The organism is Streptomyces marokkonensis, from assembly GCF_008312835.1.
GTDB classification, from domain to species: Bacteria; Actinomycetota; Actinomycetes; order Streptomycetales; family Streptomycetaceae; genus Streptomyces; species Streptomyces marokkonensis_A.
In genome coordinates this window covers 172415-191806 of sequence record NZ_VSKS01000007.1, presented here as the reverse complement: position 1 = coordinate 191806, position 19392 = coordinate 172415, and the positions used below count along the sequence as shown (strand labels likewise).

General features: G+C 71.1%; 19 protein-coding genes and 2 pseudogenes. 13 read left to right on the top strand and 8 right to left on the bottom strand.

The window, feature by feature from the left end; translation table 11 throughout:
- Positions 1 to 550: 550 nt before the first annotated feature.
- Complete coding sequence (locus F1615_RS14800; protein ID WP_149549431.1) at positions 551 to 1831, bottom strand: hemolysin family protein; 1281 nt, start codon at positions 1829 to 1831, stop codon at positions 551 to 553.
- 367 nt (positions 1832 to 2198) lie between these two features.
- On the opposite strand from F1615_RS14800, the gene F1615_RS14795 reads away from it, so the two are divergent.
- The 4 genes from F1615_RS14795 to F1615_RS14780 all read left to right on the top strand — a co-directional run bounded on the left by F1615_RS14795 (position 2199) and on the right by F1615_RS14780 (position 4769).
- The gene (locus F1615_RS14795; protein ID WP_149549430.1) at positions 2199 to 2417 is read left to right on the top strand and encodes a hypothetical protein; all 219 of its coding nucleotides are present in this window, start codon (positions 2199 to 2201) and stop codon (positions 2415 to 2417) included.
- Positions 2418 to 2511: 94 nt separating this feature from the next.
- Positions 2512 to 3465 (top strand): sporulation protein, encoded by a 954-nt coding sequence (locus F1615_RS14790; RefSeq protein ID WP_149549429.1) that lies wholly within the window; start codon positions 2512 to 2514, stop codon positions 3463 to 3465.
- A 153-nt stretch (positions 3466 to 3618) separates the two neighbouring features.
- Positions 3619 to 4074 (top strand): tellurite resistance TerB family protein, encoded by a 456-nt coding sequence (locus tag F1615_RS14785; protein WP_149549428.1) that lies wholly within the window; start codon positions 3619 to 3621, stop codon positions 4072 to 4074.
- 116 nt (positions 4075 to 4190) lie between these two features.
- Positions 4191 to 4769 (top strand): hypothetical protein, encoded by a 579-nt coding sequence (locus F1615_RS14780; RefSeq protein WP_149549427.1) that lies wholly within the window; start codon positions 4191 to 4193, stop codon positions 4767 to 4769.
- A 7-nt stretch (positions 4770 to 4776) separates the two neighbouring features.
- Here F1615_RS14780 and F1615_RS36845 read toward each other — a convergent pair.
- A pseudogene (locus F1615_RS36845) lies at positions 4777 to 4959 on the bottom strand (LCP family protein); the annotation flags it as partial.
- A 101-nt stretch (positions 4960 to 5060) separates the two neighbouring features.
- On the opposite strand from F1615_RS36845, the gene F1615_RS14775 reads away from it, so the two are divergent.
- On the top strand, positions 5061 to 5429 hold the full coding sequence (locus F1615_RS14775; protein ID WP_149549426.1) for a DUF4190 domain-containing protein: 369 nt from the start codon (positions 5061 to 5063) through the stop codon (positions 5427 to 5429).
- A 13-nt stretch (positions 5430 to 5442) separates the two neighbouring features.
- Here F1615_RS14775 and F1615_RS14770 read toward each other — a convergent pair whose 3' ends face one another.
- Both F1615_RS14770 and F1615_RS14765 read right to left on the bottom strand, forming a co-directional pair.
- On the bottom strand, positions 5443 to 6375 hold the full coding sequence (locus F1615_RS14770; RefSeq protein WP_149549425.1) for a M56 family metallopeptidase: 933 nt from the start codon (positions 6373 to 6375) through the stop codon (positions 5443 to 5445).
- A 6-nt stretch (positions 6376 to 6381) separates the two neighbouring features.
- Positions 6382 to 6768 carry a BlaI/MecI/CopY family transcriptional regulator gene (locus F1615_RS14765; protein WP_149549424.1) on the bottom strand — a complete coding sequence of 129 codons (387 nt, stop codon included), beginning with the start codon at positions 6766 to 6768 and terminating at the stop codon, positions 6382 to 6384.
- A 169-nt stretch (positions 6769 to 6937) separates the two neighbouring features.
- Here F1615_RS14765 and F1615_RS36290 point away from each other — a divergent pair.
- The 6 genes and pseudogenes from F1615_RS36290 to F1615_RS14730 form a co-directional block, all read left to right on the top strand.
- Positions 6938 to 7114, top strand: a pseudogene (locus F1615_RS36290) (GlsB/YeaQ/YmgE family stress response membrane protein); the annotation flags it as partial.
- Positions 7115 to 7245: 131 nt separating this feature from the next.
- The gene (locus F1615_RS14755) at positions 7246 to 7821 is read left to right on the top strand and encodes a TerD family protein (RefSeq protein WP_149549423.1); all 576 of its coding nucleotides are present in this window, start codon (positions 7246 to 7248) and stop codon (positions 7819 to 7821) included.
- A 108-nt stretch (positions 7822 to 7929) separates the two neighbouring features.
- Entirely contained in the window at positions 7930 to 8628 is a 699-nt protein-coding gene (locus F1615_RS14750) for a hypothetical protein (RefSeq protein WP_208818316.1), read from the top strand.
- A gap of 135 nt (positions 8629 to 8763) precedes the next feature.
- Positions 8764 to 9057: a twin-arginine translocase TatA/TatE family subunit gene (locus F1615_RS14745; RefSeq protein ID WP_149549422.1), complete on the top strand. Its 294-nt coding sequence runs from the start codon at positions 8764 to 8766 to the stop codon at positions 9055 to 9057.
- A gap of 82 nt (positions 9058 to 9139) precedes the next feature.
- Positions 9140 to 9403, top strand: coding sequence for a GlsB/YeaQ/YmgE family stress response membrane protein (locus F1615_RS14740; protein WP_149549421.1), 264 nt, complete (start codon positions 9140 to 9142; stop codon positions 9401 to 9403).
- A gap of 820 nt (positions 9404 to 10223) precedes the next feature.
- Positions 10224 to 10937 carry a DUF1775 domain-containing protein gene (locus tag F1615_RS14730; RefSeq protein WP_149549420.1) on the top strand — a complete coding sequence of 238 codons (714 nt, stop codon included), beginning with the start codon at positions 10224 to 10226 and terminating at the stop codon, positions 10935 to 10937.
- A 316-nt stretch (positions 10938 to 11253) separates the two neighbouring features.
- Here F1615_RS14730 and F1615_RS14725 read toward each other — a convergent pair whose 3' ends face one another.
- Positions 11254 to 11613, bottom strand: a complete 360-nt coding sequence (locus F1615_RS14725) for an ArsR/SmtB family transcription factor (protein WP_149549419.1) — start codon at positions 11611 to 11613, stop codon at positions 11254 to 11256.
- Between the two features lie 138 nt (positions 11614 to 11751).
- Here F1615_RS14725 and F1615_RS14720 point away from each other — a divergent pair, with 138 nt between their 5' ends.
- Complete coding sequence (locus tag F1615_RS14720) at positions 11752 to 13089, top strand: MFS transporter (RefSeq protein ID WP_149549418.1); 1338 nt, start codon at positions 11752 to 11754, stop codon at positions 13087 to 13089.
- A gap of 472 nt (positions 13090 to 13561) precedes the next feature.
- On the opposite strand, the gene F1615_RS14715 is transcribed toward F1615_RS14720, so the two are convergent.
- From F1615_RS14715 to F1615_RS14705, 3 genes are all read right to left on the bottom strand, one after another.
- The gene (locus F1615_RS14715) at positions 13562 to 14803 is read right to left on the bottom strand and encodes an MFS transporter (protein ID WP_149549417.1); all 1242 of its coding nucleotides are present in this window, start codon (positions 14801 to 14803) and stop codon (positions 13562 to 13564) included.
- On the bottom strand, positions 14800 to 15927 hold the full coding sequence (locus F1615_RS14710; protein WP_149549416.1) for a PLP-dependent cysteine synthase family protein: 1128 nt from the start codon (positions 15925 to 15927) through the stop codon (positions 14800 to 14802). The genes F1615_RS14715 and F1615_RS14710 overlap by 4 nt, the downstream gene beginning before the upstream one ends.
- Before the next feature lie 930 nt (positions 15928 to 16857).
- Complete coding sequence (locus tag F1615_RS14705) at positions 16858 to 18837, bottom strand: heavy metal translocating P-type ATPase (protein WP_149549415.1); 1980 nt, start codon at positions 18835 to 18837, stop codon at positions 16858 to 16860.
- Positions 18838 to 18973: 136 nt separating this feature from the next.
- Between F1615_RS14705 and F1615_RS14700 the strand changes: the two genes are divergently transcribed.
- Entirely contained in the window at positions 18974 to 19357 is a 384-nt protein-coding gene (locus tag F1615_RS14700) for an ArsR/SmtB family transcription factor (RefSeq protein ID WP_149549414.1), read from the top strand.
- Positions 19358 to 19392: the final 35 nt, after the last annotated feature.

Here is a 19392-nt window from a genome sequence, read left to right as displayed (position 1 = left end):
CTGAGGTTCCGACCGGGGTACCCGTCCATACTCACCCGGGTTTTCCCGCATTCGATCCGCCCCTGGGTCCGGACCGACGTACTGCATGGGATGTAGTGCACCCCTCCTCTCACATGCTCCGGGTGTAGATCAAGGCGATGCGTGTACGCCGCATCCGCTCCGGCGGCCGAAGGGGTGGGCCGCCCTGTACGACTCGGAATCAACGATTCAGCGCCCGGACGGACAGCGTCCTGTCCGCACGGGACGCCGGCATGGGCAACGCGCCGCTGTTCCCATCGGTCCGGGAGGAGGGACGACCGCCGTCTTCGCATCCGGTATCCGCCTCCCGCTCCGCACTCCTCACGCGTACACCTGCGCCGCCGGTCAGGATGACTGGGCGCCGATCAAGCCTGATCGCTCCCGGTTCCCAGCTCTCTCGATCGCGCGAGTCCGGCGGACAAGGACACGGCTGGTACCGGGAGGCTCACCCATCGCGGGGCGTCGCTCCTGAAGGAGCCGCAGATCACGTCACGCCAGGGCCCGGTACCGGAGAGGCCCGGCGGAGTACGGATCACCGAGACCGATGCGGCAGTAGCCGGACGGTTGTGACGGTATGCCGCTGGACGCCGGTGACCTGAAAAGTCCAGTCCGTGAGCCGGACGCTGTCTCCCGGTTGCCGTGGCAGGTGCCCCAGCTGGGCCAGGACGAGGCCGGCGACGGTCGTGTACGGGCCGTGGGCGAGGTCTCCGATGTCGACGCCCAGGTCGGGAAGGTCATGAACGGGGAAGCTGCCGGGCACGGCCAGGGACCCGTCGGGCTGGGTGCTGACGGTCGTCAGGTCGGCGTCGGTCTCGTCGTAGATCTCGCCGACGATCTCCTCCAGCAGGTCCTCGATCGTGACGATGCCGTCGACGGAGCCGTGCTCGTCGACGACGAGGGCGAACTGCTGGCGGGCGGCCATCATGCGGCGGAGGGCTTCGGAGACCTTGGTGAAGTCGGAGAAGTACGTTGCGGACCGGGCGAGTTCGGTGACGGGTGTGGCGTCGTCGGCGGTGGTCAGATCGCGCAGGTGGACGATGCCGACGACGTCGTCGATGCGGCCGGAACGCAGGACCGGGGCACGGGAGTGGCCGGAGCTGGCCAGGTCGAGGCGGGCCTGAGCGGCCGGCAGGTCGTCGGGGAGAGCGAACACGGCACGGCGCGGGACGACTACGGCGCGCAGGGTGCGTTCGTGGATCTCCAGGGCGCCGGACATGATGGTGCGCTGCTCTGCGGTGAGGCCGCGCTGGCTGACGACCATGTCGCGCAGTTCCTCGGTGCTCGGAGGCCTGCGGGTCTCGCGCGGATCACCGCCGAACAGACGGACGAGCAGGTCGGTGGCCCTGCTCAGGGCCCAGACGGCAGGGCGTGCCGCCGCGGCCAGGACGTCGAGAGGAGTCGCCGCCAGCAGGGCCCACCGCTGCGCGTACTGCATCGCCAGCCGCTTGGGAGCAAGTTCACCCGCCACCAGGGTCACGAAGGTCAGCACCAAGGTCACCAACGCAATGGCCAGTGACTCCGCGGCCCGGCCGGCGAACCCGAAGAGGGGCGTCAGTGGCTCGGCCAGGGATACCGCGGCGGTCGCCGAGGCCAGGAAGCCGGCCAGAGTGATGCCGATCTGGATGGTGGCCAGGAACCGGTTGGGGTCCTGCGCGAGGCGCACCAGCCGCGTCGCCCGTGTTCCGCCGCCCTTGCTCAATTGGCGGAGCTGGCTCTCCTGCAAGGAGACCAGCGCCATCTCCGTTCCGGCGAACAGCGCGTTGAGCACGATCAGCGCGCCGATGAGGGCGATGTCGAACGCGTAGCCGTCCATACTCCCACCGTGCCACTCAGCGGGCTGCTTCACCGCCCGAGGGTCGAGCACCGGGCCTCGTGGACACAGTGTCGCTCGCTGGAGGCCAGGACCATCCGGCCCCTCTTCCGGTTCCCCGATCGGCGATCATTGGGGCGTTCGCCCAAGGCCCCCCTTGCCACCTCCCAGCCTGCGACCTCGTGCCGGACACGGCGCCCGGAGCAGAGAACTCTTCGCCGGGCTCGGCCCCGCAAGAGCCCTTTTTCGGCCTTTCCCGGCGCGCCCGCGCCGACCGTGCCGCTCCCGCCCTGGGACAGCTCTATGCTTCTACTCGTTTGTAGAAGGTCCGCAGCAGGGCTGGGCCTCACTCACGCGGAAGAAGACACACATGGCTTCGATCGACCTGGACAAGGTGCTGGACAGGGCATGGGCGGACAAGAGCCTGCCCGAGATCCTCGCCGCCCCGGTGGGGGCACTGAAGGGGGTCTCCGACCGTGACGGCGAGCTGCTTCAGGAGGCGTTCGGCGTCAAGACCGTGGCCGACCTGGCCGAGTTGAAGTATGTCCGCTGGGCGCAGGCCCTCGCCGCGCTGGACGCGGCCAAGTAGCCGCCTCCGCGCACAGTCGTGGTGCCGCGCCCGCCCTGGCGCGCGGCACCGCACCCGAACGAGACACACGCACGCGTAAGGAGTGGACGCCACCATGGTGTTCAGACGACTGCTGGGATCACTCGGTGTGGGCGGACCCACCGTCGACACGGTCCTCGAACCGGGAGCCGCCCGTCCCGGCGGCGCGCTGACCGGCCAGGTCCATCTCAGGGGCGGAGAGGCCGACTTCGAGATCGAGCACATCACCCTGGAGCTCGTGGCCCGGGTGGAGGCCGAGCACGGCGAGGGCGAGAGCGAGGGCACCGTCGCCTTCGAGCGGTTCACCGTCGGCGGCGGCTTCCGGCTCGGCGCGGGCCGGCAGCACAGCGTCCCGTTCACGGTGACGCTGCCGTGGGAGACGCCGGTCACCGAGCTGTACGGGCAGCACCTGGGCATCGTCCTCGGCGTGCGCACCGAGCTGGCGGTGGCCGGCGCGAAGGACAAGGGTGACCTGGACCGGCTGGACGTCGCCCCGCTGCCCGCGCAGGAGGCGATCCTCGAGGCCTTCGGCCGGCTGGGCTTCGGCTTCAGGTCCGCGGACCTGGAGTACGGGCGCATCGGCGGCACCGGCCAGCAGCTGCCCTTCTACCAGGAGCTCGAGCTCACCCCGGCGCCGCAGTACGCGCACCAGGTCAACGAGATCGAGGTGACCTTCCTGGCCGGCCCGGGCGGCATCGAGGTCGTCCTGGAGGCCGACAAGCGCGGCGGCCTCTTCTCCGGCGGCCATGACGCGCTGACCCGCTTCACCGTCGGCCATCACGACTCCCGCGACTGGAACACGGAAGTCGACGGCTGGGTCCGCCAGTTGGTCGAGCATCGGACGGCGTACGGCGCCCACGGTCACGGTGACCACCACGAGGACCACCGTCGTTCCGGCCCCGGCATGGGCACCGTCGTCGCCGCGGGTGCCGCCGGACTCGCGGTCGGCGTCGTCGGGGGCATGGTCGCGGCCGAAGTCGTGGACGAGGTCGGGGACTTCTTCGAGGGCGACGAGGAGGACGAGGGCTGACACCGGCCCCCGTCCGACGACGGGGGGCCGCACGAGCAGGGGGACGGGTGGACGGACCTCCCCGCCCCCTGCTGATAGTTTCTACGATGTTGTAGAAGAAGCGCTGTCCGGAGCATCCGGTCCGGGCATTCTCCCGACCCGTACGGAGTTCTCATGGCCCTGTGGGACCGCCTCAAGGAGTCCGCATCGACGATGCAGACCCAGCTCATGACGAAGAAGAACGACCTGAAGAGCGGCGCCTTCCGCGACGCGAGCATGGCGATGTGCGCGCTCGTCGCCGCGGCCGACGGCACCGTCGACCCGTCCGAGCGGCAGCGCGTGGCCCAGCTCATCGCCACCAACGAGGTGCTGCAGAACTTCCCCGCCGACGACCTGCGCCGCCGCTTCGAGGACAACCTCGACAAGCTCACCACCGACTTCGCCTTCGGCAAGGTGAGCGTCATGCAGGAGATCGCCAAGGCGAGGAAGAAGCCCGCCGAGGCACGGGCCGTCATCCAGATCGGCATCGTCATCGGCGGCGCCGACGGCGACTTCGACAAGGACGAGCAGGCCGTGGTCCGCGAGGCGTGCTACGCCCTCGACCTGCCGCCCCACGAGTTCGACCTCTGACCGACCCGGACCGCACGGCGGGCCGGTGCACTCCTCTCCGGCGCCGGCCCGCCGTATCCACGGTGGGAGCTGGAGCAATGATGTCGGACATCGACCGATCCCCGAGGCAGAGCTCCATGCGGCACATCCGGTCGGCCGCGGTCCTGGCCAGCGCCGGGATGCTCGTCAGCATCGTGCTGTCGGCTCTGCCCGAGAAGCCGATCCCTCTGCCGTTCGGCGCCGGACACCACCAGGACCGGCATACGGGCGCCGCGATCGTCACCGACGAGGCCGAGACCGTCTTCCGTCGCGTGCAGGAGGCGGGACTCCCCGTGGAGAACGCGATTCTCCGTACCCACCGCGATGAGGACCCCGATGGTCTCCTGGGCGCCCCTGACGGCCACCGGAGCAAGCTGACCTTCGAGGACCGCCGGATCGACGGTGCCACGGTCGCCGTGCCCGATCCGGGCAGTGTGCATCTTGGCGGTGCGATCGAGGTGTTCCCCGGCGCGGACGCCGCCCGAACGCGCGTCGAGCGCCTGCACGCCTCCGCGTCCCGCTCACTGGCCCACACGGAGCACGCCTACCTCAACGGACGGGTTCTGCTGCGCATGTCCCCGTACCTGGCCGAGAGCGCGGCCGACGCCTACGCCGCCGCACTCGACGCCACCGGGATCGCCCGGCCGGCCACCGAAGCGGACAACAGAACGGTCTGACCCGGTCTCAACTCCCTCGCCCCACCTGTATGTCCTCGGGATCGAGGTCGGTGCCGACGACCAGGGTCACCGTGTCGACGGCAGCGGCCGTGTCCTGCCCGGCCCGCACATCCGGCAGACGGGAAGCGAGCACCTCGGCCTGTGCGTCCGAACCCTGTGGATGGCTGACCGTGGTGGTGCGGGTGGTCTCCGGGGTGTCGCCGTGCCGACCACACCGTCACCGCCGGAACATGCGAGGCCGTAGGATCACTTGCCCGCCATGCGTACAGGCAGGACATTGGGGGACCGAGCGTGACCAGCGGTGACGACGTGCGAACAGCGTCCGGGAAGGCGCCGCGGACGCTCGTGGGAAGGAACCGGACAGCGAAGATCAGTGCGTTCTTCGCGCTGGGCGGTGTCACGTTCCTCGCGAACTTCGTCACCGGCATTGCCTGGATCAATCCCGGCCTCTTCGTCGGTCTGGCCCTGTTGTGCGCGCTGATCGCCGTTCCCACGGGCCACGCCGGCCGCTTCCGGGGCCGTCGACTGGACGGGGAAGGCCGCGGGCTGGCCCTGGTGAGCATCCTGACCGGCTGGTTGGTACTGCTCACCTGCCTGCTCGCGTTGCTGGCGTTCGTGGGGCTCGTCGCCGGACTCGCCGTGCTCATCGACGACACCTGACGCCCCGCCCGGGTCAGAGGGGGGTGGCCGCGTGGAGGATGAGGACCATCGTCACGGCGGAGTTCGCGGACGACATCGCGGAAACGGCGGCCCCCACGGCGGCACCCCAAGTCGCCAGGCCCACCGAGGTGAACACCGACGGCCAGCGGCGCACCGCCGGAGCGGGTCCGAGCAGGGCCGCCACCCTGCGCGGCACCGGTCCGGTCGCGGCGAAGCCCGCCAGCGTGACCACCGGAGTGCCCCGAGACGCCAGAGCCGCCCTGCCGATCGCATACGCCACGGTCCGACGACTGCCGACCGCCCGGGCCGCATCCTCGTCCGCCCACCGCTCCGCCGTGTACGCCACCGCCGTGCGCAGCGGCCGAAGGAAGGGGTTGGCCCGCGCGGCCAGTTGGACCGCGAGCAGAAAACGATGGTGCCGGCCGGCCAGATGGGCCCTTTCATGGGCGAACAACGCCCGGCGCTCGGCCGGTTCGAGACAGTCCAGCAGGGCCGTGGTCACCACAACGCGATCCCGCCGACCGCCCGGCAGCGCGTAGGCGTAGGGAACGTCATCCGGAAGGACGGCCACCTCCGCATCCCGGAGGCCGGCCAGCGCCCGGTGGGCGCGACGGCGCACTCGGGCGTGCCGCCAGAACGTTCTCCCGCATGCCATGAGCACCGCACACAGGGCGGGGATCGCCGCCTTGCCGGCGACCTCGTCGTACGGGACCGCCTCGCGCACCTCCGGGTCGGACCAGCCGTCGGGCAGCGGGTTGCCGGGAAGCTGAGCGGTACCGACCACCATCACCAATCCAAGACACACCGTGCTGCACACCGCCATCGTGGCCGCCACCGCGGTCAGCAACCTGGTCGCGGTGCGCGGGTGGAGATGCTGTTCGGCCAGGCGTGCGATCGGCCAGGCCGTCAGCGGAAGGACCAGCGGCAGAAAGACGAACACCCCCATGAGGTCTCAGTCTTCCCTTTCGCTCCGGGACTGACCCAGCAGTTCGCGCAGCAGCCGTTCGTCGTCCGGGCCGAGCCCGGTGACGAAGCTGGCCAGGACCGCTTCCCGGTCACTCTCGGCGTCCAGAACCCTGCGCATCTTGTGGGCGGCCAGACCGGCATGGTCCGAGGCCGGAGTCCAGACGAAGGAGCGGCCCGCCCGCTCCCGGGTGACGGCACCCTTGGCCAGCAGCCGGGTCAGGATCGTGATGACCGTCGTGTAGGCGAGGTCCTGGCCCAGACGCTCCTGCACCCAGCCGGCCGTCGCCGGTGCGTCCGCGTCCCGCAGCGCCGACAGGACCAGTGCCTCCAGCTCTCCCTGCCCCCGCCGCCGGGGACGCTGCCGCTCAGCCACACCCTGCCTCCCTTCCGCCGCCACCTGTTCTCCGAGCGGACATCGTATAGACGCCCGCACGTGCCTCATGCCCCCGGCGCAACCCTCCAGCCCGCCATCAAACCTTTTACATCAGTGGAGAAGTTACGCTGCCCCGAGGCGCGCCCACACGCAAGCAGGACCGTGGCAAGGCACGACACTCATCGGCGTCACCGGCGCCTTAGCGGGCGGCCGGCTGTCGGCCGAGCTCCACGACCGGCCGCTGCAGCGGCAGTTCTTCGACGCCGCGACCTGAGGCTCGGCCATCGCGGGCACCCTCACACTGCTCATCGCCCATCGCCTGCTCTTCGGTAACTCGCGGAACTGACCGGGAGCTTCAGCGAGACACGCCGACCTGGGACACGGTCGCACCCCTCCAGCTCTTTCTACAGTGATGTAGATTATTGGCTCGGGCCCGCGCCGCGGACCTCGACCTCACCCGCCGAGAAGGAGTACGCAGTGGGAGTTTCCCTGTCCAAGGGCGGCAACGTCTCGCTCAGCAAGGAGGCGCCGGGCCTGACCGCCGTCCTGGTCGGCCTCGGCTGGGACGTCCGCACGACCACCGGCACCGACTACGACCTCGACGCCTCCGCGCTGCTCCTCGACGCCTCCGGCAAGGTGCTGTCGGACCAGCACTTCGTCTTCTACAACAACCTCAAGAGCCCTGACGGTTCGGTGGAGCACACCGGCGACAACCTCACCGGTGAGGGCGAGGGTGACGACGAGGTCGTCAAGGTGAATCTGGCCGCCGTACCCGCCGAGATCGACAGGATCGTGTTCCCGGTGTCCATCCACGACGCCGAGAACCGCGGCCAGAGCTTCGGCCAGGTCCGCAACGCATTCATCCGCGTCGTCAACCAGGCGGACAACCTGGAACTCGCCCGCTACGACCTGTCCGAGGACGCCGCCACCGAGACCGCGATGATCTTCGGGGAGCTGTACCGCAACGGCGCGGAGTGGAAGTTCCGTGCCGTCGGGCAGGGCTACGCCTCAGGACTGTCAGGGATCGCCGCCGACTTCGGCGTGGGCGTCTGACACTCCCATGACGGCGACGCCGGGCCGACCGCACCGAGGAGTCCAGGTCCGGTGCGTCGCGCCCGGCTCCGACCGCGACACCGGAACATCCCACCCGCAGGAGACCATGTGGCCGACCCACTGCGCCTTCACCCGGCGGACAGGCCGGACTTCGAGGTGGTACTGCGCCTGGCACTCACCGACGCGGACATACAGAAGGCATTGAGCACCGATCCCACCGGCCAAGCCTCCGCGCGCCTCCGTCTGCGGGCTCTCGGCGACGCCGACGAGATGGCCGCCGCGGCATGCGAGGCCTACGGCACGTACCTCGCACTGCGTGCATCGACACAGCCCGACCCACCACGACGCCCCACCGCCGGCCCCCTGTTGCCCGCCCTGACGGTGCTCACCCCGCTCGTGGCCACCGCATCCGCCGCGGTCCTGCTCGCCCTCGGCTACCTGCTCCAACTGACCGATACGGAAGGTGCGCTGCCCGGCTCACTGGTCTCCGCCGGATGGGTCCTGACGTTGATCGCGGGCGCCGGCGCCCTCCTCGCCTTCACCGCGCTGCTGAAAACCGCGATGCGCGGCGATGACGAGTCCGCTGACGCGGCACGTCTACAGCAGTCACGGGTGAACTGGCAGCAGGCCCTCCTGGACCGAGGCGTGCTGCCCCGTCTGCGCCAGTACCTCCATGAGGACCCAGCCGTCCTCAGCACACCGCCCCTGGCGGTCCGCACCATCAACTCCCACGGCCCCCGCACCGCCACGGGCTCGAAGGAGCACCCCTCTCCTTCCGGTCAGCCCGAGTGCGGGACCTCCGGATGACAGCCACCGGTGCGCTCGCCACGGGCCGCAACTCCCAGGCCCTGCTTCCGGCCGTCGCGCCCCACCTGTAAGCGCTGCCACCGTTGTGCTCGCGCCGCCCGGGCCCGGGTCCCGACAATAGAGAGCAGGACACTCATGTTCGGACTGAGCGAACTCGCCGTCGTCCTCATCGTCGCCATAGCCGTCCTCATCGCCAGGAAAGGTCCCGAACTGGCGCGATCCGCAGGCAAGTCGGCCCGCATCCTCAAGGCCGAGGCCCGCGCCATGAAGGAGGAGAACAGGGTGGCAGCAGAAAGGTCTCCCCGGATCATCCAGGGTGCAACCACCGCGTCGAGCCCCGGTGTGACTGTCCCGGAGATGCGACAGCAGCCCGCACCCCAGCAGACCGAGCGGGCGGCCGGTACACCGCCGCAGGACGACAGGCCGTAGGCCCCTGATTCCCTGCACCTCACCTGGGCAGCCCTAACGGGCACTCGCACATCATCAACGACTGAGGAGTGGCAGACCGGCCATGGAGATTTCAGGCATCATCAGCGCGATCGTCATCGGCATCGTGATCGGCGTCCTCGGCCGACTCGCCATCCCCGGACGCCAGCACATCGGCGTCCTCTGGACGATCGCGATCGGCATCATCGCCGCGTTCATCGGCACAGGCATCGCCTCGGGCCTCGGCGTCGCCGACACCAAGGGTGTCGACTGGGTCGAGTGGCTCATCCAGATCGCACTTGCCGCCCTCGGGGTGGCGGCGGTCAGCAAGGTGAAGCCACGGCGCTGAGGTTCTCCTACGAGCCACAGCGCGGTGGGGTACCGCTGCATTCCGGACGAGCCGTCTCTTTGGGGATCTGGCCCCCGCTCGCACCAGGCCATGCCCGATGATGGACGGGCCATGACCGAGCTTCGTACGACGCACCGCGCGCCACTGCCCGTTCTCCGGGCCGCCGTGTTCGCGCTCGTCGGCACGGTACTCGGAACCTTCGCGCACCATCTGGTCGCCGAAGGTCCGGCGCCCTGGCGGCACAGCGCCGCCGCTGCCGCTGTGCTCTTCGCCGTCGGACTGGCCGGAGCACGGCGCCCCCGTTCGCTTCCCACTGTGGTGGTGGCGTGCGGTACGGCGCAGTCGGCGCTGCACGTGTGGCTGTCGACAGTCCATGCACACCCTGCCGCAGCCACGGCCGTGCATGCCCCCCATGAGGTGGAAAGGCACACGGCCTGGCACGAGCGGCTGCACGACTCGCCGGCGATGACCGCCGTGCACGCGGTCTCGGCGGTGCTGGTCGCCGTGCTGCTGCACCAGGCGGACGCCGTGTGCTGGTCACTTGCGCGCGGCCTGACGGCCTCGGTCGACACGATCCGGGCTCGGATGGCCGTGGTCCGGTCCTCGCTGAGCGGACACCCAGTACCGGTGCGGCACCGGTTGCCGGCGGTCATCCCCCTGTGGGTGGCGCGGCCGCCCCTGACAGAGGCGGGACTCGCGGAGGTGGTGGTACGCAGGGGTCCTCCCTGCGCTGGGTTCTCCCTCACCGTCCGACCCCGGGACGACCGACCGGACGTCCCGCGCTCCCCCACGCATGGAGACACCCATGTTCCCTGCCACGATGAAGTACAGCACCCCCCGGCGCCTGACCCTGCTGACGGCGGCTACCGCCACCGCCGCCCTCCTCACCGCCGGTCCGGCCGCCGCCCACGTGGAGGTGGAGGCCGACAAGCCCCAGTCTCTCGCCGAGAACGTCGAGCTCACCTTCCTCGCCCAGTCGGAATCCGCCACAGCGGGCATCAACGAGCTGCGGGTGGTCCTGCCCGAGGGCATCGCACCTGCCGACGTCACCTACGGTGAGGGCCCCAAGGGCTGGAAGTTCACGGCGAATGACGACGGCTACACCGTCAAGGGCCCGGCCGTGAAGGCCGGCGAGGACGCCGAGTACTCGGTCGTCCTCAAGCAGCTGCCCGACGCGAAGGAACTCGCGTTCAAGACGCTGCAGACCTACAGCGACGGACGGATCGACCGCTGGATCGAACTGGGCGAGCACGGCAGCGGCGGCCACGGCAACGAAGCCCCGCTCCTCAAGCTCGAGGCCGCCGCCCCCGGCGCGAAGCCGGCCGCTCCGTCCCCGAGCGACACGCAGTCCGCTTCCCGCTCGCCCACTCCCACGAAGGCCGAGCCCTCGTCCTCTCCTGCGGCCCGGGCCGAGGAGAAGGAGGAGGACGGCGGCCTGTCGGCCGGCGCGTGGATCGGCATCGGCGCCGGGGTCCTGATCGTGGCGGGCGCCGCCGTCCACTTCGTACGCCGCCGGGCCGGCGCCCAGCAGTAACCGCGGCAAGCGGGAATCGGCCCCTTTGCCACGCGGTCGCCGCAAGGGCAGCCCTGAAGGCAAAGGGGCCGACCGCTCGCTCGCCGCTACCCGGCAGGTGCGGCCCATTGAAGAGCAGCACCGCCGGTGCCGGCGCGATCAGCACGTGCGACGTGAGAAGCGGTCGCCATGGCGGGACCTGATCACCACGGATTCGACGGGAAGATCCACGGCGGGGTACTCGTCGCCGACTACCCGTCCAGGTCCTGCACCGGACCGACAGCCGAGGCGACGTGACGCCCCTTCCGCTCGCCGGCCCGGAGCCGGGGCACGCGAGTCAGTCGTGCGGGGCCTGCCCGCTGACCCGGTGGTCGGCGTGGCTCAGCGCCTCCATCACCAGCCGACGCAGGTGCCCGTCCCGCAGCCTGTAGTAGACGTGCCGCCCTTCGCGCCGCGTCTCCACCAGTCCGGCGAGCCGCAGCTTCGCCAGGTGTTGGCTCACTGCCGTCCGGGACGCACCGCACCGCTCGGTCAGTGAGCCGACGTCCGACTCCCCCTGCGCGATCAGCCAGAGCAGATGCAGTCGGGTCACGTCCGACAACATCGCGAAGACCTCGGTCGCCTCCGCGAGACGCGCGCTGTCCGGGGGGCGCAGATGCGCACCGGGTGCAGTTGGCAAGGGCTCGCGAGCAGGCATGCACCTAGCGTAGAGGTCGCCTTCGGCCGACGTCGCAGCCGGCGGCGACATGGCAGGGCTCAATATGTGCACAGGTGCGCACCTATAGATAGAGTGAAGGCGGCCGCGTTCGCCTCCGATCCGCCGAGGGACTGTCGCATGCTCTCCGTCCTGCGCAACCGCACCTACCGGCATCTCTTCACCGCACAGGCGATCGCCCTGGTCGGCACCGGCCTGGCCACGGTGGCGCTCGGTCTGCTGGCGTACGACATCGCCGGTGCGGACGCGGGTTCGGTGCTCGGCACCGCGTTGGCCATCAAGATGGTCTCGTATGTGGCGATCGCCCCGGCCATCGGCGCGATCACCGACAGGCTGCCGCGCCGGGCGCTGATGGTCGGCGCGGACCTCGTCCGGGCCGCGGTGGCGCTGACCCTGCCGTTCGTGGACCAGGTGTGGCAGGTGTACGTCCTGATCTTCCTGCTCCAGTCGGCGTCGGCCGCGTTCACACCGACGTTCCATGCGGTCGTTCCGTCCGTGCTGCCTGCCGAGCGCGACTACACGCGGGCGCTGTCGCTGTCCCGCGTCGCCTACGACCTGGAGAGCCTGTTCAGCCCTGCTCTTGCCGCGGCACTGCTGTCGCTGATGACCTACAACTGGCTTTTCCTGGGCACGGTGGCAGGCTTCCTGGCTTCAGCGGTTCTGGTGGTCTCGGTGGTCCTTCCGAAGCAGGTCGCCTCCGAGCCACGCGGTGACAGTGTGCGCACCAGGGCCACCGCGGGAATGCGTCTCTTCCTCGTCAACCCGCAATTGCGCGCCCTGCTCGCTCTCGACCTGGCGGTCGCGGCGGCGGGCGCCATGGTCATCGTCAACACCGTCGTGTACGTCCGCGACGAGCTGGAGCGCGGCGCGGCCGACATGTCGCTCGCACTCGGCGCGTACGGCGGGGGTTCCATGGTCGTCGCCCTGCTGCTTCCCCGCGTGCTCGACCGGGCCTCCGACCGCACGGTGATGCTGGGCGGTGCCCTGCTGCTCCCGCCCGCGTTCGCCGCGCTCGGTGGCCTCACGGCGGCCGGCGGGTCCGCGTGGCGCTGGCCCGCACTGCTGATGATCTGGGCGTGCTTCGGCGCAGCCTGCTCGATGGTGCTCACACCGACAGGTCGGCTGATCCGCAACTCGGCACCGCCCGAGGAGCACACCGCCGTCTTCGCCGCGCAGTTCTCCCTTTCCCACGGCTGCTGGCTGCTGACCTACCCACTGGCCGGCTGGCTCGGCGCGGTCGCCGGCCTGCAGTCGGCGGTGGTGGCACTGGGCTCGATCGCCCTCACAGCCGGGATCGGGGCGCTGCGGTTGTGGCCGCCGCCGGAGCCCGGCCCTGTCGAGCACGAGCACAGCGGCCTTCACGCCGGGCATCCGCACCTGGCGGATGCCGTGCGCGTGGGATGCGGCTGGCGGCACAGTCATCACTACGCGGCCGACGGCCTCCACTCCCATCGGTGAGGAGCAGCGGCCGAGCGGGCATCCCGGCCGCTCGACGTCAGCGCGCTCCGCCGCTCCGTTCCGGGCGGGCAGCGCATACCGTTCGGCACCGACCGAACGCCCCCACAAGTCGGCGTCCTGACCGAGCTCCTGGACGCGCGGGTCGGCCGCCGGTTTCGGCAGCACCCGCCAGCTACGGCTGCCTGGTCCGACCGGCTTCCCGCCACCGGTTCTCAACCAGGATCATCACCCGCCCACACGCAGCCGCGAGACGCGGGCGCGCAGTCCGGACCCGGCCGCTGGGCCGACCGCGCTCCCTTGTCCCGGTGCCCGGTCCGGCCCGTCGTCGGAGGCGTCGGCGGCGGCGTCCCGGTGTGCCGACAGCGACGCGGTTCATCATGCGGCCGCTCCTGCCATCCGGCACTGGCATCGCCTGCCGCCGAGCGCCTTCACAACGAACGTCGACAGTCGGACAAAGCGATGGACGCGGCCATCACCCCGGCACCGGAACCGGCTTCGACGCCAGGCGCCCGGCGCGGTGCAACCACGCCACGGACCCCGCGCACACCAGTCCGGTCACGGCCAGCACCGCCCACGGCAGCCACCGGACGCCCGTGCCGAACAACGCTCCGACGGCCAGGTTTCCGAGCGAGATCGCGATGCCCGAGGCGGTGTTGTAGGCGCCGTAGTACGTCGCGACCAGCCGGTCGCCGGAAAGCCGTACGACGGTGTCCATCTCGAACGGGTAGAGCAGCGCCCCGCCCCAGGCCAGCAGAGCCGCGCACATCGCCAGGGCCACTGCCCCGGCCACGGCACCGTGCGATCCGGGCAGCATCGGCAGGAACGCCGCTCCCATCATCACGAGCCCGTACACGATGGCCCGCGGCCCGGACAGGTTCCGCTTCGCCCAGGCTGTCAGCCTCAGTTGACCCGACAGCGCGGCCAGGGCCGAGACGGCGAAGACCGCGCCCGTGACCACCCCGGCCCGATCGCCGAAGAGTTCACGAGCCCGGAGCGGCAGGGCGAGGTAGACCTGGAAGGCCAGGAGGTACGAGCCCGCCATGGCGGCGGCGAAGAGCAGGAAGGACCGGTTGGCGGCGACGGCGCGCCAGTCGGCGGCCACCGCCCGCCATGCCGGCTCCGCGCTGCGGCCGGCCGGCGGGCGGGACGGCAGGGCGCGGATCTGCAGGACGGCCAGCGCGCCGAAGATCAGCGCGGCAACGGCACACACCACACCGAAGTCCCAGGCCAGCAGCGCCAGTCCGGCAAGAGGGCCGACGAGGATGCCCGCCTGGTAGAAGACGTTGAAGGCGGCGAACGCCTCGACGCGCCGCTCTTCGCCGGCCTCCGCCGCGAGATACGCCCGCACGGCTGGGTTGAACAGCGCACCGGCCAGGCCCGTCAGCGCGGAAGCGACGATCAGCACGGGGAGGCTGCCCGCCACCGCGAGCAGCGCGAAGGCGACCGTCCGCAGGGCGCACCCCGCCAGGATCATCGGCTTGCAACCGTAGCGGTCGGCGAGCGTGCCGCCGACGAGGAACATGCCCTGCTGGGAGAGGTTGCGCACGCCGAGCACCAGGCCGACCGCCCAGGCCGCGAGCCCGAGGCCGTGGAACAGATGGTCGGCCAGGTAGGGCATGAGCATGTAGAAGCCGAGATTGATGGCGAACTGGTTCACCATCAGCAGACGGGCCGGACGGTCGAAGGAGGCCACCTGGGCCCGCAATCGCCTCATCGCGCACCCGCCTTCGCCGCCGCGCGCCCCAGCGGGTCCCGCACCCGGCTGCACCGCGTCCACCCGGTCACCACGCACTCGTCCGGCTCGGTGATCTCATCCGGCTCCGGCGGGGGTGCGTGGCCCAGGAGGCCGTGTTCGCGGCACCAGGCGTCGTTGTAGACGGTCTCCAGGTAGCGGTGCGGGCCGTCCGGGAAGACGGCGGCGATCCGTGTGCCGGCGGGACAGGACCGCGCCGTCCATCCGGCCACCAGCGCCACCGCACCGACGCTCCAGCCGCCGGACGCGTAGTGACGGCGGGCGAGCCGGCGGCAGGCCCACACCGCCTCGGCGGGGGCCACCCAGTGGACCTCGCTGAAGGCTTCGTAGTCGACGTTCGAGGGGTGGATGCTCGAGCCCAGACCGCGCATGAGCCGCGGCGCGGCAGGTTGTCCGAAGATCGTCGAGCCGACCGCGTCCACGCCGATCAGCCTCATCCCGGGGCACCGTTCGCGCAGCCCCGCGGCGATGCCGGCCGAGTGTCCCCCCGTGCCCACCGCCGCCACCAGGACGTCGACGCGGCCGAGTTGCGAGAGGAGCTCGGCGGCCAGCGGCCGGTAGGCGGCCGTGTTCTCGGGGTTGTGGTATTGGTCCGGGCAGTACGCGTCAGGTGTGCGGACCAGGAGTTCAGCGACGCGTTCGCGGCGGGTCCGCTGCCAGCCGCCGTCGGGATGCGGTGCGACGACCTGGTCGACGTGTGCGCCGAGCGCGGTGAGCAGCCGGACCATCGACGGCTCCATACCCGGATCGGTGACGACGGTGACCGGATGGCCGTAGGTCAGCCCGGCCAGGGCGAGTCCGAGGCCGAGGGTGCCGCTGGATGATTCGATGATCGGTGCACCGGGCACGAGCTCACCGCGGCGCCGCGCCTCGCGGATCATGTGCAGGCCGGGCCGGTCCTTGATGCCGCCCGGATTGGCGCCTTCCAGTTTGGCGTGGAAGCCCCGGCCCTGTGGGGCGAACGGCTCGTCGATCCACAGGACCGGAGTGTTGCCCACCAGGTGTGCCGGGCGTCGGGCGATGGGGGGAACGGGGACATCGGCCCCGGCGGAGGAGATGAGGGTTTCGAGCAGGAGGGGGTCCATGAACGTACGGCTCCTTCACGCCCGCCGGTCAGGTGGGCGCGGTGCTGGCGGTGCGGGGGCGCGCGGGCACGCCGGACCGCGGGCCGTCGCTGTCTCGGCGCGGCCCGGGTCAGGGCGTGCGGGCTCTGCCTACTGCCGCAAGACGCAGTGCCGTGTGCATGTGGCTCGGCCGGCCGCAGCTTCCCGCTCACGTTCCCACGGGCCGACGCGGCCGAGCCATGGGCTCGTGACGGGCCGTTCAGCGACGGGATCCGTGACAACCGGGTCGTGGACCGGACGGTCGGCGAGGTCCCGAACTCGGTCGACCGCGTGCTCGATGGTGTCCTTGACGGAATCGTGGCCGTGGCCGTGGCCGTGACCGTGGCCGTGACCGGACCTGATCTCCGCTGTCTTCGGTGTGGCCGCCGGTTGTGCCGTGCTCTCCACGATCATCGGCTTGTGAGGGCTGAGGAAGCCCGGCCCGTGCAGGGCGCCCAGCAAGTGTGAAGCCACCAGCAGGATCAGTCCGATGAGCAGCACGGACGGCGCGGGTCGCTGGGTGCGGCTGCCGGCCGTCGTACGGATCACGCACGCAGCGTAGTTGATAATCCACAGAAGGTGGCGATGCGACGCGGCTCACGCGCCCGCCGGACCGGCCCGGCTCAGAGCCTCTGAATGCCCCAACAGGCGGCGACGAGCACGGCCGCAACCGCCAGGACGGCCAGGCCGGCACCACGCGTCCACGGGCTCACACTTCACTGATTCCCCCGGGCGATGCCGCCATGGGGATGGCTCTGCGGTCACCGCTGCCGCCGGAGCATGCCGCGGCGGCGGGCTGCTGACGGAGCGACCACGACAGGAACGTCCGGGTGCGCCCGTGCGGATGCGGCGTGCCCCGGCACACGGTGACCGCGTACCGGGGCGACCGGCGGACAGGCGCCCTGCGAGGGCTCAGCCGGTGGCCTTGCGCCAGGCCGACTCGCGCAGCAGCCGCAGGCCGTTGAGGCCGACGATGACGGTGGAGCCCTCGTGGCCGGCGACGCCCAGCGGCAGCGGCAGATGGCCGGCGAGGTCCCAGACGACCAGGCCGGCGATGAAGACCCCGGCGATGACGAGGTTCTGCACGACGAGCTTGCGGGCCCGGCGGGAAAGGGCGATCACCGCGGGCACGGTGGCCAGTTCGTCACGGACGATCACCGCGTCGGCGGTCTCCAGCGCCAGGTCGGAGCCCGCTCGCCCCATGGCGACGCCCGCGTGTGCGGCGGCCAGTGCGGGCGCGTCGTTGACGCCGTCACCGACGACCATGACCCTGCGTCCGGCGGTCTCCAGTTCCCGGACGGCACGCACCTTGTCCTCGGGCAGCAGCCCGGCCCGCACGTCCTCGATGCCGGCCTCGGCGGCGAGACGGGCGGCGGCGCGCGGGTTGTCACCGGTCAGCAGCACAGGCGCGGTTCCGGCGAGGGAGGCGAGCGAGGTCACCGTCGCGGCCGCGTCCGGGCGCAGCCGGTCGGCGATGCCCAGGACACCGACCGGTGCACCGTCGAGGACGACGAGGACGGCGGTCCGGCCTCCCTCCTCCAGCTCACCGGCCAGGGCGGCCGCGCGGGCCGAGGCGGCGTCGTCGGCCCCGCGCAACAGCCGGGCCGGGGCGCCGACGCCGACCAGGCGCCCCTCGAGGGTGGCCTTCACTCCGACACCGGGCGTGGATCCGAAATCCACCACCGGCTTGATCTCGAGTCCCTGCTCGCGCGCCGCGGTGACGATCGCCCTGGCCAGCGGGTGCTCGCTGGGGGCCTCCGCCGCGGCAGCGAGCAGGAGCAGTTCTTCGTCGTCCAGGCCCGTGCCCGGGAACGGGCCGACGTCCGTGACGCGCGGGGTGCCCTCGGTCAGGGTGCCCGTCTTGTCCAGCGCGACCGCGTCGACCTGGCCCAGCCGTTCCATGACCACGGCCGACTTGACCAGCACTCCGTGGCGTCCGGCGTTGGCGATGGCCGACAGCAGGGGCGGCATGGTGGCCAGCACGACCGCGCACGGCGAGGCCACGATCATGAACGTCATGGCCCGCAGCAGGGAGTCGGTGAGATTCGCGCCGAAGGCGAGCGGGACGAGGAACACGGCGAGGGTCGCGGCCACCATGCCCAGCGAGTAGCGCTGTTCGACCTTCTCGATGAACAGCTGGGTCGGCGCCTGGGTCTCGGACGCCTCCTGCACCATCCGCACGATCCGGGCGATCACCGAGTCGGTCGCGTCCCGTTCGACCCGTACGCGCAGCGCACCGGTGCCGTTGTGGGTGCCGGCGAAGACCTCGTCGCCCTTCTCCTTCGCCACCGGCAGGGGTTCACCGGTGATGGTGGCCTGATCGACCTCGCTCGCCCCGTCCAGGACACGGCCGTCGGCGCCGACGCGCTCGCCGGGCCGCACCAGGACGGTGTCGCCGACTGTCAGATCCTCGACAGGGACGGCCGTCTCACTGCCGTCGGCCTCGATACGGGTCGCGGTCGCGGGCGCCAGGTCGAGCAGGCCGCGCACCGAGTCGGCGGTGCGGGCGGTGGCCAGCGCCTCCAGGGCTCCCGAGGTGGCAAAAATGACGATCAGCAGGGCGCCGTCCATCACCTGCCCGATCGCTGCCGCACCCAGCGCGGCGACGACCATCAGCAGGTCGACGTCGAGAGTCTTCTCCTTCAGTGCCTGCAGACCCGTCCATCCGGGCTCCCAGCCACCGGTCGCGTACGACAGCGCGTACAGCGGGCCCCATGTCCAGGCCGGCGCCCCGGCGATCTGGAGCGGCAGCGCGAGCAGGAAGAGGATCGTGGCCGCGGCCGCCCAGCGCACCTCGGGCAGGGCGAGAACCCGCGTCCTGCGCCGGGAGACGTCTCCGGTGCGCGCGGGCGCGGGACGAGGGGCCGTGGGCGGGGAGAGGGTGGAGGTCATCGGAGCAGACAGTCCTTCACGACGGCATGACGAAGAAGCGGCAGCCCACACACTCGGCAATCGCTTCCATCCACCCTACAGGAACACATGAAGACTCATTCATGCGTTCATGGGAGGTCTTCGTAGGATGGCACCCATGGGCCATGGAGCTGACGCCACGACCACCGCCACCGCACGCGAACGCCTGGAGGCAGTGGGTGCCGCCGACGTGGCCGCGACCCTTCAGGCCCTGGCCACCCCGTCCCGGCTGCGCATCCTGACCCGCCTCCAGGAAGGCCCCTGCGCCGCCACCGAACTCGCCGACGCCGTCGGCATGGAACAGTCGGCCTGCTCCCATCAACTGCGCCTGCTGCGCAACCTCGGCCTGGTCACCGGGGAGCGCCGGGGCCGCTCGGTCATCTACGCCCTCTACGACAACCACGTCGCCGAACTGCTGGAGCAGGCCCTCTACCACGTCGAACACCTGCGCCTCGGCCTGCGGGACGTCCCGGCCGCGGCGGCCGCGGACGGGACGGCCTGAGTACGGGATCCCGTCCCCTCGATCGCGACGGCACG